The sequence below is a fragment of the Pseudomonas sp. NPDC087346 genome (assembly GCF_044744235.1).
In the GTDB taxonomy this organism is placed as follows: Bacteria; Pseudomonadota; Gammaproteobacteria; order Pseudomonadales; family Pseudomonadaceae; genus Aquipseudomonas.
In genome coordinates this window covers 1-17120 of the sequence record NZ_JBIUXX010000003.1, presented here as the reverse complement: position 1 = coordinate 17120, position 17120 = coordinate 1, and the positions used below count along the sequence as shown (strand labels likewise).

Annotated in this window: 4 protein-coding genes; all 4 read right to left on the bottom strand. The window is 62.4% G+C overall.

Annotated features, from left to right (window positions below):
* Nucleotides 1-16: 16 nt before the first annotated feature.
* Nucleotides 17-12502, bottom strand: a complete 12486-nt coding sequence (locus ACIOZM_RS02745) for a filamentous haemagglutinin family protein (protein ID WP_401209280.1) — start codon at nt 12500-12502, stop codon at nt 17-19.
* A gap of 188 nt (nt 12503-12690) precedes the next feature.
* Nucleotides 12691-13797 (bottom strand): substrate-binding domain-containing protein, encoded by a 1107-nt coding sequence (locus tag ACIOZM_RS02740; protein WP_401209278.1) that lies wholly within the window; start codon nt 13795-13797, stop codon nt 12691-12693.
* A 553-nt stretch (nt 13798-14350) separates the two neighbouring features.
* On the bottom strand, nt 14351-15562 hold the full coding sequence (gene gspF, locus ACIOZM_RS02735; RefSeq protein WP_401209276.1) for a type II secretion system inner membrane protein GspF: 1212 nt from the start codon (nt 15560-15562) through the stop codon (nt 14351-14353).
* Nucleotides 15562-16968 carry a type II secretion system ATPase GspE gene (gene gspE, locus ACIOZM_RS02730; RefSeq protein ID WP_401209273.1) on the bottom strand — a complete coding sequence of 469 codons (1407 nt, stop codon included), beginning with the start codon at nt 16966-16968 and terminating at the stop codon, nt 15562-15564. The genes gspF and gspE overlap by 1 nt, the downstream gene beginning before the upstream one ends.
* Nucleotides 16969-17120 lie beyond the last annotated feature (152 nt).

Below are 17120 nucleotides of genomic sequence, written 5' to 3'. Positions count from 1 at the left end.
ACTACACGAGAGTCTTTTACAACGTCAGTTGCCCACGTTCCTCCTCGGTCAACTGCTGCTTCGCCTGTTCATCCAGCGCCCCGGCGCCCAACACCTGCACCGGACTGTTCGGGTTATAACCCGGGGCCGGTGCGCGGCTGGCGCCATCGCGGGACGGCGCCAGTTGTTCGCTGCCAAAACTCAGCACCTGCACGGTGAACACCGACGCCTGATTCTGCCGCGATGCGGCTTGCTGCTGACGCGCCACGTCTTCCGCCGCTTGCGTAGCCGAAGAGGCTGCCGAACTGGCCGAGGTGATTGCACCGGTATTCACTGCCGACACCGCCGGCACCCCGCTCGCCTTGCCTTGCACCGAAATGTTGGCCGCGTTGACCACCGTCAGCGCAGCGATGTTGACGTTGCCCGAGACACGAATCCCCGCCTCGCCCGCATCGATGGTGCCGAGCGGCGCGATCAGGTCGATGTCGCCCGGCGCGACTTCGGCAATCGGGTTGAGTGTGGCGATACCGGCCCCCGTGCTTGGCACCGATGGCGACAGGGTCACGTTGCCCCACTTGTCGTACACGCGTTTCGGCGGGGTGTAGACCACAGTGGTTTTCGAGCCACGACCGGCGTTGATATCACCCTCCGCCGACCAGCCGAGAATCGAGCCACCGAACGTGGTCATGATCCGGCTCTGGCCGAGCAGGATACTGCCCTGCGAATACAGCTGAATGTTGCCCGAGCCCTGGGTGATGATCCCCGCCGTAGACGGTGGCGCCGCGCCTTCGATACCGAACACCTGACCACCGCCCGGCGTGAGCATCTGGATGTCGCCACCGAATAGAGTCTTGATCCCGGCGCCGCCGTAAAGGGTGATATCGCCGTCATACCGCAGCTGATTACCGGCGACATCGGTCGTCGGAAACAACGATGAAATGGCGTTGCGACCTCGCAGATAACTGCCCTTGCGTGGGCCGTCGACATCGTTGTACTCCAGACCACCGGCACGCAGTTCGGCGAAATACACCTGACGGGCAAATACCGCTTGCTCGACGCTTGGCAGCGCGGCAAAAAATGCTTGCGCCTGCTCGCCATCGCCGCTGAAGCCGTAGCCCAACGTCAGCCAGTTCTGCAGTTCATCCAGGTAGGTTTTGGCGACTTTGCCCGGTTGGCCATTGAGCGCCAGATCTGGATTGGCAAGGTTCTGCGGATTCAGATAACGCGCGACGAATCGCGAGTAATCCGGACCTTGCGCCCCCGCACCGGCCTGCAACACCACGCTGGCGCCCGGCCGGTTGTCCCCCGCCACTATCGGTCCGAGGCTGGTGATACTGGCGCGATCTTCCATCAGGATGTTGCGCCCGGCATTGATGTCCAGCAGACCGGGGCCGGCGATGTCGAAGCTGCTGTAGAGGATGTCGCGTCCCGCCGAAACCCGCGACACATCGCGAGGGTCGTTATGGATGAACAGGTTGCCAGAAGAGCTGATGGCTTCGTTGTTCCAGCCCATTTGCGTCGGTGCCGCCGTCGGCTGACCCAGGTTGGTGCCGGAAGCGACGATATCGCGCCCGGCCAGCATCCACACCGGCGCCGCGCCTTCATACCAGGTGCGCAACGAGGTATTGAAGTGCAAGGTTTCCCCGCTGCGAACTCCCACCAGATCACCCGTCAGTGCATAAAACCGCGCCGGCACCCGGGCACCGGTGGATGCCGAATAACTGTCGGCACCAAACGCGAACAACGGGTAACTGACATTCAGATTCGCCGCCACGCCATCAACGTTGTAATTGCTCATGACCGGTTGGCTCGAGCCAAACTGTGCGTAACCGCTGAACGCCGGCGCAAACGGCGTGGCGATGGCCGACAGGCTGGCACCGGACTGATTGATCGCGTAGCCGCCAGCGTAGATCGAATTGCCAGCCAGCAATTCGAGTTGTCCGGCATTCGAAGGCGCCAGCAACAGCGAATAGCTGGTCGCCGGGGTGACACCACTGCCCTGACTGTACGCGGCCGAAGGGCCGGCATAGATCGAGCCTTGACCGGCCACCGCACGCAGGATGGACGGATAGACAAAACGTCCGTCGGAAGGTGAGGTATTGCGGTTGGCGACCGGCCCCTGTTCGTTGACTTCGGCCAGTTGGGTGCCCGGCGTCAGGTTGCCGCCCGCCGAGAACAGATCGATGGCCGTGTGTTCGGTCCACAACGAGAATCCGGCCAGGCCGCCACCCGCGTGTTCGACGCCCTGCTCGTCAGTGAACGGCGTGGAGTTTTGCAACCGCACACGGCCCGGGTCCGTTGCGCCGCCCAATACCAGATCGCCGCGAGTGTTCAGGCGCATGCCCGAGTCGCCGGGGATCAACACCAGACCGCCGGACGCACTGCCGAGGGTTGAAGTGAAGGCATCCAGCGCACGGGTTTCACGTGGGTCCTGAAACACCGACGCGGCGCCGTATTGCAGATTGATTCCGCCCAGAGCGCCGTCCGTGAGTTGCGCCGCACCGCGCAGGTTGATCAATGCGCCTTGCAAGTCGTGACGCGGATTGGCGCTGCCACTCTGCCCGGCCCGCGCTTCCAGTGACGGGTTGAGCGTGCCGCCGATGCGAATGTCCATGTCGCCACCACCGGTCAGTTGCAGGCTGCCATCACTGCCAACCCGGCCCGTGCTGCCGACGGCCACGATCAAGCCCTGGCTGCGGGGATTGAGTTGGGTGTCGCCGAGCGTTTTGAGCATGCCGGCATCGCCACCGGCGCGCAGGCTGACGTTGCCGCCACCCAAGGCGCCGAACCCGGTAAAGCCCACCAGATACGGTCCGGTATCGGTACTTTGATCGGGCAACGGCTGGGTCGCGTAGCTGCCGAAGTTGATCCACCAGGCGGTCGGCACATCGCTGTTGCCGGAACCCTGGCGCCAGAGCCAGTTGCCCACCGAAACACTGGCAACCTGTTCGCGAAGATCAGCCTGCGAATTGACGCCGCGACGTCCGACGACATCCCCGGACACCGAACCGCCGGCATTGATGGTCAGGTTGCCGCCGAGCTCCGGGTACCAGGCTTGATACAGGCTCTCGCTACCGCCATTGACCCATTTTTCATAGGCGGTACCTTTGCTGCCGAGCACCGAACCGTCATCCGACAAACGCCCGCGAGGCTGGTTATAGCGCGGATCAACATCGCTGGACTGGGTACCTGCGGTGTATACGCCGAACGGTGAATCCATGCTCAGATCACCGGCCGCGATCAGATCAAGATCACCGGTACCGGTGCGCAATACGCTGAACATCTGCGAGTGTGGCGAAACGCTGATACCACCCTTGTTCGGCGTGCACGACGCCGGGTCGGCATCGCACCACCAGTTGTCGTCGGCGCTGACCGGCGTCCCCGGCGGCATGCCGGCCTGGTTGTCGACCGCCCACAGGAATTTGGCCGGCATCAGACAAACCCCGGGCGCGAGATCGCACATGTACAGATCGTCGTCGCTGACCACGTCGCCCGGTATATAGCCCCACGGGTTTTCCGCCCAGGTGGTCTCGAGTTTTTTCTCGGTCACGATCAAGCCGTAATGGGCATCGGCCAGACGCAGATTGCCCTCGGTGGTCAACGGTTTGACTGCACGATTGTCGGCGGCGTCCAGATCGGCCCCGGCCACTGCGCGCATCGACCACGACGCACTGCCCGCCGGCAACATGCTCGCCACCGCCCAGTTACTGCCCTGTTGCGTGGTGCTGGAATAGCCGCGCAGTTCAATGAATGCGCTGCCATCGGCCAACACCACATTGGTCATCGACGGGATCAACGAGCCACGCAGCAAGGCCAGCGCGCCGCTCAACTTCACACCTTCGGTGACGTTGTCAGCACCGATCGAGCCCGGCAACGGCACGCCTTTGGGCCAGAGCATCGCTTGCATCGCCGCAGCACTGTTCAAACGAGTGCCAGCGCCCAGACGGCTGCCGGCAGGCACGATCAGGTTGTCCTTGAGCAAGGTGCCGGCGGCATACAACAGATTGCCCGACGCATCATGTACCGCGCCCGACAACACGGTTCCCGCATTGAACGTGTAGTCGCTGGCCAGAACGCCTTCGCTTGGCAACAAGGTACCGCCAGCCAGCGTGGAAGCCTGGATCGGCAAGTCGTAATTGAGCGTGGTGCCGACCGGGAACTGCGTACCTTCGGCGAGGCTGACACCGGCGCCGGGCACCGTCAGATCGCCGCCAAACGGCTGAACGCCCGGCAACAGTTTCCAGCCGGCGTCGTCGACGGTTTCCGCTGGCGGGGCAAAACCATCGTTGATGCTGCCGTAAATATCGAGGTTGCCGCCGGCACGGATGAGCAGGCTGCCAGCCTCGCCCGAGCCATACACCGAGGTCTTTTGCGTGTGCGGATTGAGGCTGGCATAACGGTAACGCGACAGATCGATATCGCCCTCCACCAGCAGGTCGCCATCGGCGGTTTTGCTGGCGATCTCAACCCCTGGGCGCAGATGGAACGCATCGGCGTAGGTCGGGTTGTTCAGGCCGGCGAGTTTGCGTTGCAGCAGGTCAGCGTTACCCAGCGCGGCATTGATGAAGGTCTCGCTGTCGCCGCTGATACGCTCGAACATCGCCTGATCGATCACCTGATACGGCCGACCGCTGGCCGCTGGATCGACACCGTCGCGGGCATCGGTGTAACGCCGCATGCCATTCAGGCCGATTGAACGCGCACCTTGAATGCTCAGCACGCCGCTGGCATCGATGGCGATGTCGTTTGCCCCGAGGCGCGGCGCGTTCAGCTCCAGCGTGCCGCGTTGTACCCCGTCGTTCTGCCCGGGCAATTGGCCGATGGCAGCATCGGTGCCGTGGCGCAGATCGATCCGCGCCGCGGAGGCCAGTGTCAGCAGACCTTCACCGGAATTGAGTTCGACCATGGCGCGGTTCGGCGCGTCGATGATCTTGCCGTAGCTGTCGACCCGCAACACGCGGCCATGGGCATCGAGCAGTGAGTTGCCGGCGAGGGTCAGGCCGTTTTTCGCAGACAGACGAATGCTGCCGACCCGCTCGCCACTGGCATCGACCAGACCGGTCACGGTCAGGCTGCCGTTGTCCACCGAGACATTGACTTCGCCAGCCTTGAGTCCGTCGCCGATCAGCAGATCGCCTTGCTTGAGCTGGAAGCTGCGGCTGCCGAACACTTGACCGGCATTCAAGCGCTGGTTGAGCGCGGCAAACTGCCCGTTCAACTCACCGCCCAATTGCTGCGCACGAATATCTACGCCGCCAGCCTTGTACGGCACCAGCGTACCGCCGGCATCGTAGTAGCCGCTGCTGGCGCCAATAATCTCGCCTTGCAGATCGACCACCCCGGCACCTTCGGCCAGCGCCACGGCACTGAGATTGCCGGCCTGATTGTTCTGCGCCGACAGGTCGATGCGCGAACCTGTCGCCTGACGAATATTGCCGTTGTTGCTGTACAGCGAAACATCGCCGCCCCAGCTGTACTTTTTCACGTCGTTGAACGGCAGCGTGCGCCCGGCGAGATCCAGTTGCGCCTGACTGCCAAGGGTCAGATCGCCCTCGGACTTGACCAGCAACTTGCCGCTGGCCAGCGCAATGCGGCTGTCGAGCACCACACTGCGGGCGTCGAGCGTCAGTTGCGCGCCCAGTGCATCGGCCACCGTCGCCGCACCCGCGCCCGACAGGGTCAGATTGTTGCCAGCCTTGAGCGTATTGACCGAAGCGGCCTCACCGCTGAGCAACGGCGTGCGCAAGTTGAGGTTGCCGCCGCTGTAGGCGTAACCCTTGACCGGGTCATAAACCCCCTGCTCCTGATACACCGCGAGACTGCCTTTATGGTTGGCGGTGATGCGTTCGCTGGCCGTCAGGTTGACGTTGGCGAAGCCCAGCGCCAGCCGATCATTCTGATCCAGACCGCTCGCTTGCGGGTTCGGGCCATAACCGAATTCGATGCGCTGCGCCTGAATGTCCAGCGTGCCCTGTCCGGTACCGGCGCCGCCGCTGACGACTGCGCCCGGTTTCTGCGGCGCGCCGTTCCAGATCAGATTGGCCGTGCGGATGGTCGCGACGTCGTCGGCTTCACCCTGTCCGTAAATCGCCGGAGTGGTCAGCACCAGACTCTGCAGTTTGTTTTGGCCGGTCTGCCGGTCCAGGGTATCGAGGGTCACGTTGCCGAAAAAGTTGAATGAATCGCGGGCCGTCAGGCTCAGGGTTTCCAGCGCCGGGGCACCATATTGCCTGTCGCCCTGCAGCAGACGGTCGAGTACATTCTGGCTCAGGGTCAGGCCCGCCGGAACGCGATCACCCGCTGCCGCCAATGCATCGCTGCTGCCGGAGTTCACGGCGCCAACCGCCAGGGTCAGATGACGCGTACCGAAGCGCACCGCTTCTCCGAGTTCGAACTGCTTGTCGGTGGCGGCAGTGATGCTGCCGGCCGAGTACAGCACCGTCGGCTCTTTGCACACCTGAGTCAGGCAACCGCCGATCTTGATACTGCCGGCGGCAAAACTGCTGCTGATCTCGGGAGCGAGAACGCTGGTCCAGCCGTTTGACGCCAGCAACAGGCTGGCGGCGCCAGTCTGATAGATATAGCCCGTCGAGGAATCGTAAGGCACATCGCCCCGGCCGAGGGTGTTGATCCCGGCGCCGGCTTCAACGGTGATCCCGCCGTCCTTGTTGTTGGTACGCAGCAGCACTTCCGGCGCCGACAGCACCGCGCCTTCACGCAAAGTGATGGAATTGGTGGCGCCGAGAAACGAGATGATGTTGCCGGCCGAGCGATAGTCCACCGTCGGTTGCGCACCCAGGGTCAAACGGCCGGTATTCAGGCTGTTGAGGGTGTCGGCATACAACGAAACACCAGTGAAGTCCGCTGTCCGCTGCTGCCCGGCGCCAAGGATCTCGAACTCCGAAGCCCCGCCACGCACCACCGCCCCGCCTTTTCTGCCACCTTCGGCAGGCTGGAACAGCACCTGACCATTGAAGTCGACGGCGACACGTTCACCGCCCTGCAACAGTTCCAGGTTCAGGGTCTTCCCATCCATCGGCGCCAGTGCTCTCGGCACTCCGCGTCGGGCCGCATCGCTGTTGATGAACTGGGTGAAGCTGGTTTCGTTGTACTGCGAATAGCGGCGCAAGACGTCAGCCGATGTCACGACAATCTGACTGGCGACACTGTCGCGCAGGCCAGTATTGGCAATCGACATCTGTCCGGCGCTGCTCCACGAACCATTGCGCATTTGCAGCGCGGTGCTCGTCAGGCTCTGCGGTATCTGGCGATTGACCTCGACCCGGAATGCGCCGGGCAGCAAGGCGAAGGTCGATGGCAACAACGTGTAAGTGCCTGGCGCCAGGCCCGGAACACCGGCCCCAACGGTGATCTGCTGACCAATACGCGGATCAACCGCGCCAGCCTCGCCGAGCATCGGCGCATAAGTGCTCTGATTGCCGGGAACGATGGCATACACCGGGTTGCTGCTCAGGCCTGGCAGGCTGAAGGTGCCGTCATTGGCATTGCGCACCAACGGATTGAATCGGGCGTCTGTAGACCCGCCGCGCCCGGACACGAAACCGGCGCCGCGCAAGTCGCCGCCTCCAGACAAATCGATCACTGCGCCGTTCTGCACATCGACGTATTGCGATTTGAGCGTGACGCCCGCAGGACCGCCAGCGATCCCTTGCAACACCACGGACTTACCGTCGTAGCGATAGTCGATACCGTCAGTGGTGCCGCCATACGGCATGACCAGTCCCGCGCCGCTGACCGAGGTGACGCTGCCGGGCAACAGGTTCAGTTCGCGGGTCTTGGTGAAGATTTCATCGCCCAGACTGATGGCGCCGAGCGGCGCTCGAATCACCCCGCCGTGTTCGATTTTCCCGGCGATCAGCGACAGACTGCCGAACACCGAATAAGGCAACGCCGCCGGAGCCGGGCCGTGCTGACCGACACGCAGCGTGTGCACCGGGTCATCGGTGCCGCCCTGATAACCGACGCGCACTTCGGCAGCGGTATCGCTGGCCGGATAAATCTGCGCCGCCGTGAGGTTCAGGTCGCCCGCCGTCCACAACTGCGACTTCACCTGATTGTCGGTCGGTGCGAGAAAGCGCAAATCACCCCTGCTGTCGAGCGAGACCCGATCAAAACCGCGACGACTGATGTCGGCGGCCGCTGCGTTGAGCTGCTGGATCGTGCCCTGCGCGCCGAACGACAGACTGTTGACCACGTCCAGCAAATCGGCGCTCGCATTGAACTGCGCGGCAGACAAATGCGTGGTCGGACTGTTGATGATCCGCGGGCGCAGGGAACCGGGAATGCCGAAATAACTGCCCACACCGGACAGGCGGATATAAGGCGCGGTCAGATTGATCTGCGCGTTATCTTTCGAACGCTCGGCCAGCGACAACGCGCCGGCATACAGATTGAGGCTCTGGTTCATGTGCAGATCGACATCGCCGTCGAACGACAGCAAACCGTTGCTGAGCAGACCCAGATTGTCGAAACCGCCAGACATCAAACGCTCGGCGCTCAAGCGCGCACGACCATATTGCAGGCCCGTCGCCGACTCGCCCGGTTGCAGATCGGCCGGCAACAGCGCTTGCTCCGCTGACTGGCCAATGATCATTTCCCGAGGTCGGCGCACGTCATTCTCGGCATTGTTCAGCCGGTACAGCGGGGTTTCCAGTGCGATGTCCAGCTGACCGCCCGCCGCGCCGACGCCACCGGCAGCCGCCTGCAACTGGCCGTCGATGAACAGACCGTTGTAGGAACTCAAACTGATCCGCCCACCATCGCTGGCGACCCGGGTCGAACCTTGTCCGGCGATATCCAGCACGGTTTGAGCGCCACTGGCTTCCAGTCGAGCACCTTCGCGGATGACGACGTAGGCATCGGCAGCGGTCGCGGTGGCCTGCTTCGAATTGATTTCGCCACCGATGATGATGCTGCCGCCCTTGTCGACCTTGCCGTAGGTACGGCCCAAGGCATCCGTGGCAGTTGCCGCACGTCCGGCGACATCGAGTACGGCATGCTCACCGATCCAGATCGAGCGGTCATGGGCCTGCGGATCGAAGTTTTGCGCGAACGTCGAAGGATCGATCGAAGCGAACTGTTGTTGGCGGATGTCGATGGTGCCGCCCCAGGCACTCAGTTGACCGTCAACGGTGATTTGCCCGCCACCGCGCAAATCGATGCGCTGCCCGGGATCGACACTGATCCGCGTCTGTTGGCCGATGGTCAGCGTGCTGTTGGCAGGATCGATCAGATCAATCCTGCTCGCGCCGGCCTGCAACAACAGGCTGGCGCCGCCGCGCTGAGTCAATTGCCCCTTGAGCGGATCTTCCTGATACAGCGCTGGCGTCCACAGTTCCAGCGCGGTGTGTGGATCGCTGCCGCTGACCTGAGTTGTCGCCGATTCAGCGAAGCGATAAACCGGCATCGTCACATCGACAACGCTGCCGTCGGCCACGTCCAGGCCCTTCAGGCCGATCACGCTATACGCCGAGAAGCCGTTGTTGAACAGGCTGGAAGCCAACTGCAAAGTCTGCTCGGCGGGTGCTTGATCGGACTCGCCGATCAACACTTTGTTGGCCTGAATTTTCAGGGTTCCGCCGCCGCTCACGCCATAACCGCGCACCTCGCCGTCGAGGGTCAGGTGCGTGGCACCCGCCGCCGTATTCGTGTTGGATTCCAGCGTGAGATCGCCGCCCTTGCCGCCACGGGTTTTGCCGTTAGCCAGCAGTGCGCCGCTGGAGGAAACATCCAGCAGGCTGCCGGCGCTGACGTCGATGTCGCCACTGCTGCGGATCGAGATCAGGCCTCCGTTCAGATAAGCCAGGCTGGTGCCATCTTGCGGATTGGTGCCCAGATTGCTCCACACACCACGGGTGTCGAGTTGCACACCCTCACCCACCGTAACTTGCGTCGGCTTGCCGGTTTTTGCAGCCAGCAGCGTGTCAGTGCGCGAGTTCGTCAGCAGTTGATTGAGCACGTTGCCCAGCCGCAGACTGCCGCTGCGCGCGCTCAAATCGGCATTGACCTGCACCTCCGGCGCATACAGCGTGATGTCGCCACCGGCATCCACTGCCAGTTTGTCGTTGACTTCAATCCGCTCTTTTGCCGATACCTTCACCGCGCCGAGCTGGAATCCATTGAGCTGATCGGCGTCGAGGAACAGCTTGCCCTGACGCGCATCGGACACCGCCGCAGTCAAATCCAGATCATCGGCAGCGACCGGTCGCTCGCCGCCAATCTGTACCTGATCGAACAACGGATTGAGGCTGTACAGCAAGCCGCCGGCCGAGGCGACATACGCCGGGTCATAACTGCCAACGATCAATTGCGCACGGCGCGCCACTGCGGTCTGGCTCTGCTCATAACCATCGAGCGTCGCACGTGGGGTCTGGGTCTGACGCTCGCCCTGATAGACCTCGCCAAGCATCTGCCCAACGAGCACCGCGTTGCGGGTGGCTATCACCAGTTGCCCGGCATCACGGCCCACGGTGTAACCCGACTCGCTACGCTTGGTCGGAGCAATCAGCGGGCTGTAGTAATAATTGGTCTGGCCCCAGCGTTTACTGCTGTCTTCATAACCTTTGTACAAACCGCTGTAGAGGATGTCGCCCGGCGCTTTCGAGACTTCATAGAGCCGACCATCGGCGCCGCGCAGCCAGCTCTGGCGAATCTCGCCGCTCTGTACATCCAGGGTGCCGCCGGACAGATTGATCAGCGAGCCTTTCTCGGTCACCAGATCGTTGCCGGCAAAATTCACCGAACCGCCCTGGGCCATCCACTCGCCAACGCTGTGGCCTTGAGTGCCGAGATAACCGCCGACTTCAAGCAAACCGCCAGCGGTGTACCAGCGATCCGTGGCATAGCCATTGGTGCCGGCCGGCACATAGACCAACTCGCGCACGTCGACCCACACGTCATTGCTGTTGAGCGCGCCTTTCTCGCGGTTGACCGATGCATCGCGCTGCTCGTTGCCCTGCACGTTGATCTTGATGTTGTTGGATTCCATCGCGACTTTGACGCCGATGGCACCGGAAACATCGATTATCGCGCCGTCACGCACCAGACTCCGGCGCCCCGCCGCCACGGCGACCTGGCCGCCCGTGGCAAGGGTGATCGAGCCATTCTGGAACTCGACGCTGCCACCGCTTTGAATCTCGATGCGCGACTGGTCGCCACGCACGCGATTGTTGGCATTGACGCTGGCCAATGCCGCCTGGTGCTGGCTGTCGAGCGCGGTCAGATCGCTGCTGTCGAGCATGATCGCCGTGGCGCTGCCCTCACCGAGGGTGACGCTGCCACGGCTGTCGCTCGCCGGATTGAGCAAGTGAATGGTGCCGCGTGTGGCCACCGAAGTGCTGGTCAGCAGTACGCCGTTTTGCTGCACGTCATGCCCGGTCAGGGTGATGTCGCCGGTCGCGGCCTGGATCAAACCGCTGTTGCTGACTTTGCCGGTGCTGCCATCAGCCTTGAAGCCGGGAATGACTTCGTTGCCGAACGTCGTGGAGAAACCGTTGCCTTCGGTGCCTGAACCTTTGCGAATGTAAAAACGCTCGCCGGCGCCGAGCACGGTCTGGCCCTTGGCGGTGCTGATGCTGCCGTCGTTCTGCACCTCGTTGCCGAGCAGCAAGGCATAGCCGCCGGCATCGGTGGAGGTCGCCGGTTTGTGAGTTGTAATCGACGCGCCGCGCTCCACCAGCACCTTGCCTGCGGCATCGGTGAAGGTTGGCTGACTGCCCGTGCTGTCGAAGTACAAGCCACGGTCGCGGAACTGGATATCGGTGATGTTGGCCGCAGCCGCCACCAGGTTGCGCACGTTGACCTGGCTGGTGCCGCTGAACACGATGCCGTTGCGGTTGATCAGCATCACCGTGCCGTCACCCTTGATCTGGCCTTGAATCTGACTGGCCCGGGCACTCGGATCATTGATTCGGTTGAGCACCGCCCAGTTCGACTGCTGGGCGAATTCGACGGTGGTGTTGCGTCCGACGTTGAAGGTTTCCCAGTTGAGAATCGCCTTGTCGGCGGTCTGCTCGATCTTCACCGTGGTCTTGCCATCGGCCTGCGTCTGCTGCGGGCCTTTGGCGTTCTGCCAACCCTGCGTGAGGCTGTTATCGACCTTCAACCCGCCCTCACCGAGACCGTCCGGCACAAACTGCACCGTGCCCAACGCCGCCGTACGCCCGGCAGCCTGAGCCGCTTGCTGTGCGGCAATCGCGGCCACGGTGTTGTTCAGTGTCTGGATCGAGCGCTGCAACTGTTGATTGGCTTTTTGTTGCTGGGCCAACGGCGGCGTCATGCCCGGCAAGCCGCCAGCGCCCGGACGTGACGCGGCCGTTTGCTGCGCGGCGCCCTTGGCGGCGAACCAGCCGGAGCTGAACGCGGTTTGCGCATGGGCACTGCCCGCCACCAGACACAACGCCACCGCCTGGGCCAGCGGCTTGAGCAGCCACAATGCCGGATCAACGGCATCACGCTTGAAGGACTGGACGTGGGTACGACGACGGGATGGGCGAGCGAGCATCACTACGAGATCCTTTTGATAGCCGCAGGTCGGCAACAATCTGCTGTTACGTCATAGGCGGTTGGCGAGAGCCGCGACCGAACGGATGTCACACAAACTTCATGTTTGCGGAGTAACGGCGCGCCAATGCAAAAAAATGGCAGCCCCAAAAGGGGCTGCCATCGTTGCTGCCGAGTGAATCGATACGCTTATGGACGACCGATGGCGTTGCACACGCTGGCGTTGTTGATGTCCAGTTTGTTGCCGGTGGAGTTGGTGACGAAGTTGGCAGTCACAGCGTTTTTCCAGTTGGTCGGAACGTTGCTGAAGCCGTGAGCGAGGGTCGCTGCAGCATTGCCTGGCACGCTGTAGTGAGTGGTCAGGAACGCTTTGACATCAGCGGCAACGCTCGCATCCGCGTAGCACTGGCCGAAGATGAAGTTGGTGTAGGCAGAGATCGGGTAGCCGCTGGCAGGGTTGGCAACCACCGGAACCCACTGCTCAGGCTTGGCCGGGTTGGCTGGCAAGGTAGCGGTCGACAGTGCGGCAGTCACGTTGGCCTGGGTTGGCTGAACGCCGTTGACCCGGGAAACCAAAGCGTTGCTCGAAGCGTTCACGCCGTCTGGACCGACATAACCGATCGAACCGTCAACCAGGTTCACCGTCGGCGCTACGTTGGCAGTATCGGCAACACCGACCCAGTTCGATGGCAGCGCGGAACCGGCTGGCAGACGAGCGCTGGTGAATGTCGAGTTGGTGGTGAACTTGGTTGGGCAGATCGAAGCCAGGTGACGGCTGAGGATTTCGGTGGTGCCACTGGAAACGTTGCGATAAACAACACGGATATCGGTGTTGTCAGAAGTGCCCAGCAGAGTGCCCCACTTGGTGACAGTGCCCGAGAACACATCGCACAGTTGCGCGCTGGTCAGGTTCAGAGTGGTCTGGCCAGTCTTCTTGTAAGGGATGGCTACCGAAGTGGCAACCGATGGCAGCTGAATCAGCGGACCGTACGCAGTGCCGAAGTTGGTGGTGTAAGTGCTCAACTCGCTAGCGCTGAGGATCGAGTCGCTACCGGCGAAGTGCACGCTGCCGGTGGTATTGAACAGCGCCGAGTTGTTGGTCAGGAAAGCCGATTTGCCAGTGCCGCTACCGGTGCCCAGGTAGCTGAAGTTGGCTGGCAGGATGCTGTTGGCAGAACCTTTGTACAGAGCGGCAGGCAGAGTCGCGCCACCACCGGTAACGTTGGCGGCCATGGCCTGGGCGGAAGCCAGAGCGGCGACGGTCAGTGAGGCGGCGATCAGAGTGCGCTTGAACATGAAGAATCTCCTTTTCAACTAGGGTGTGAACACAGGTTTTCGGATGACTTGCATGACACTGGGAAGACCCACCTGGCCCTCGCTAGCGCTGGCCGTGGTTAAGTCGCACTGAGAAATTCGCAGGTTCCGGTGACAGATAAAGGAAAAAACCTCGGGAGCTGAAGGCTGATTTTCTTGGGATTTTCTCGGGTGTTTTTGGTCAATTGCGTGGGCGCTGGGCGGTGCTTTTCCAGAGGATTGGCTACAGCCGTTGAAGGGCCGTTGCAGATGACAGTAAGGAGAACCCGAGGATGGGGGGAACGAGGGTCGGGTGATGCTGCAGTTTTTGAAAAATGCCTGAATTATTTATTGCCCCGGACAAGCCCACACAGGCTATTTTGGCTGTCCGCAGTACTGGCATACGCCGAAAAACCAAATGTAGGAGTGAGCCTGCTCGCGATGGCGGCGTGTCAGTCAGCATCAATGTCGGCTGATCGAGCGCCATCGCGAGCAGGCTCACTCCTACAGGGTTTTGTGGTTGGCGAGCTGGCCTGCCAGACAACATCAATCCCGGCTATTGCACCAACTGGTTGATCTCGATGATCGGCAACAACACCGCCATCACAATCACCAACACCACCGCCCCCATCACCACAATCATCAACGGCTCCAGCAACGCGGTCATGCCCATCGCCCGCCGTTCGATATCCCGCGACAGCGTCTGCGCCGCACGCTCCAGCATCGGCGGTAACGCACCGGTTTTCTCGCCGCTGGCGATCAAATGAATCAGCACCGGCGGAAACACGTTCTCGACGCGCAACGCCGCTGCGAGGTTGACGCCCTCGCGCACCTTGGCCGTGGCATCGTTGACGCTCAGGCTCAGGCGGTCGTTGGACAAGGTCTGCCGCGCCGCCTCCAGCGCGCGCAATAACGGCACACCAGCGCCACCCAGAATCGCCAGCGTCGAAGCAAATCGCGCAGTGTTCAGCCCCAACACGAACCGCCCGATCAAGGGCAACTTCAACACCCGATGATGCCAACTCAAACGCGCCACCGGATTGCGCAAATACAGGCGCCAACTCCAGAACGCGCCGGCCATGATCGCCGCACACAACCAGCCCCAACCCCGCACGAAATCACTCGCCGCGAGCATCGCCAGCGTCAGTCCCGGCAGATCCTGTCGCGCCTGGGAAAACGCACTCACGACCTGCGGCACCACGTAACTGAGCAGGAAAATCACAATCCCGATCGACACCAGCCCGACCACACCCGGATAGATGAACGCCGTAAGAATCTTGCCACGCAGGTTGTTGCGCTCTTCGATGTAATCCGCCAGACGCTCCATCACCTGTGCCAGATCACCGGACTCCTCGCCCGCCGCAATCAACGCCCGGTAAATCTCGGGAAAATCCCGTGGACGCGCCGCCAGTGATTCGGCCAGACGCATACCACTGCGCACGTCGGCACGCACCGCGCTGAGGGTGTGGGCGATGTGTTTTTTCTCGGCCTGCTCGACCGTGGCACTTAACGCCGCTTCCAGCGGCAGACTGGCGCCGAGCAGGCTCGCCAGTTGCCGCGTGGCCCAGGCCAGATCGTTGTCGGAAAGCCTGGCGCTGAACAACCCGCCACCGCCATGTTGGGCGACATTGCTTTCCTTGTGCACCGACAACGCGGTCAGCCCGCGACTGCGCAACACGCCAAACGCGGCGCCCTGGCTGTCCGCCTCCAGATGCCCGGATTCGATCTTGCCGGTGGCGTCGGCGGCTTCAAAACGATAGCGATTCATCAGGCGTCCCGTGTCACACGAAGGATCTCTTCGGGGGCCGTGGCACCGCTGCGAATCCAGCGCTCACCGTCCTCACGCAAGCTGAACATCCCGGCCTTCTGCGCCGACGCGCGCAAGGCCTGCTCCCCTGCTCCTTGGTGAATCAAAGTGCGGATATCGTCATCGATGCAGAACAATTCATGAATACCGGTCCGTCCGCTGTAGCCGGTTTGATTGCAGGCTGCGCAGCCGACCGGGCGCCAGGTGCCGGGCGTTGCCGGATCTTCCTGTTTGCACTGATTGCACAGACGCCGCACCAGCCGTTGCGCGAGAACCCCGAGCATCGACGACGCCAGCAGAAACGGTTCGACGCCCATGTCGATCAAGCGGTTGACTGCCGACACCGCGTCGTTGGTGTGCAATGTCGCCAGTACCAGGTGACCGGTCAGCGAGGCTTGCACGGCGATTTGCGCGGTTTCCAGATCGCGGATTTCACCGATCATGATGATGTCCGGGTCCTGCCGCAGAATTGCTCGCAATGCCAGGGCAAACGTCATGTCGATCTTGGCGTTGACCTGAATCTGGCTGATCCCCGGCAGGTCATATTCCACCGGGTCTTCCACGGTGAGGATGTTGCTGGTGCTGGCATCGAGTCGCGCCAGCGCCGCGTAGAGGCTGGTGGTCTTGCCGCTGCCGGTGGGCCCCGTGACCAGCACGATGCCGTGGGGCTGGCGAATCAGATGATCGAGCTTGGCCAGCACCTGCGCGTCCATGCCCAGGGTTTCCAGATGCAGACGTCCGGCCTGTTTGTCGAGCAATCGCATGACCACACGCTCGCCGTGGCCGGTGGGCACGGTCGAGACGCGGATATCGATCGGCCGCCCGGCCACCCGCAGCGCGATGCGCCCGTCCTGCGGCAGGCGTTTTTCGGCGATGTCGAGCTGCGCCATGATCTTGATCCGCGACACCAGCGCGCCGTGCAACGCCTTGCGTGGCGAGACCACGTCACGCAGGGTGCCATCGACCCGGTAGCGCACCACCGAATGGGTTTCGAACGGCTCGATGTGAATATCACTGGCTTCGTCGCGTGCGGCCTGGGTCAGCAAGGCGTTGATCATGCGGATGACTGGCGCGCCGTCCTGGGTATCGAGCAGGTCGGTGATCTCAGGCATGTCCTGCATCAAGCGGTCGAGATCGACCTCGTTTTCGGCAGCGCCGACTACCGCCGCCGCACTGCCGGTGTCGGCATAGGCTGCGGCGAGCAGGCCATCGAGTTCATCATCACGCACACGCGAAAGCCGCGCCTCACCGAACTGCCGGCGCACCTCACTGATCGACCAGCCCGGCGTCGACGGACACACCGTCAGCACCCCATCGCACAACAAAATGCGCTGAGCCTTGGCCCAGGCGTAGGGCAAAGAACTCACGAGGTCGCCCTCCCCGATTGAGTACAACTCCCTGTGGCGCCGAGGCTTTCTGTGGCCCTGAGGCGACCTGTGGCACTGAGGCTTTCTGTGACACTGAGATTCCCTGTGGTGAGGGGATTTATCCCCGTTGGGTTGCGAAGCAGCCCCAGAAC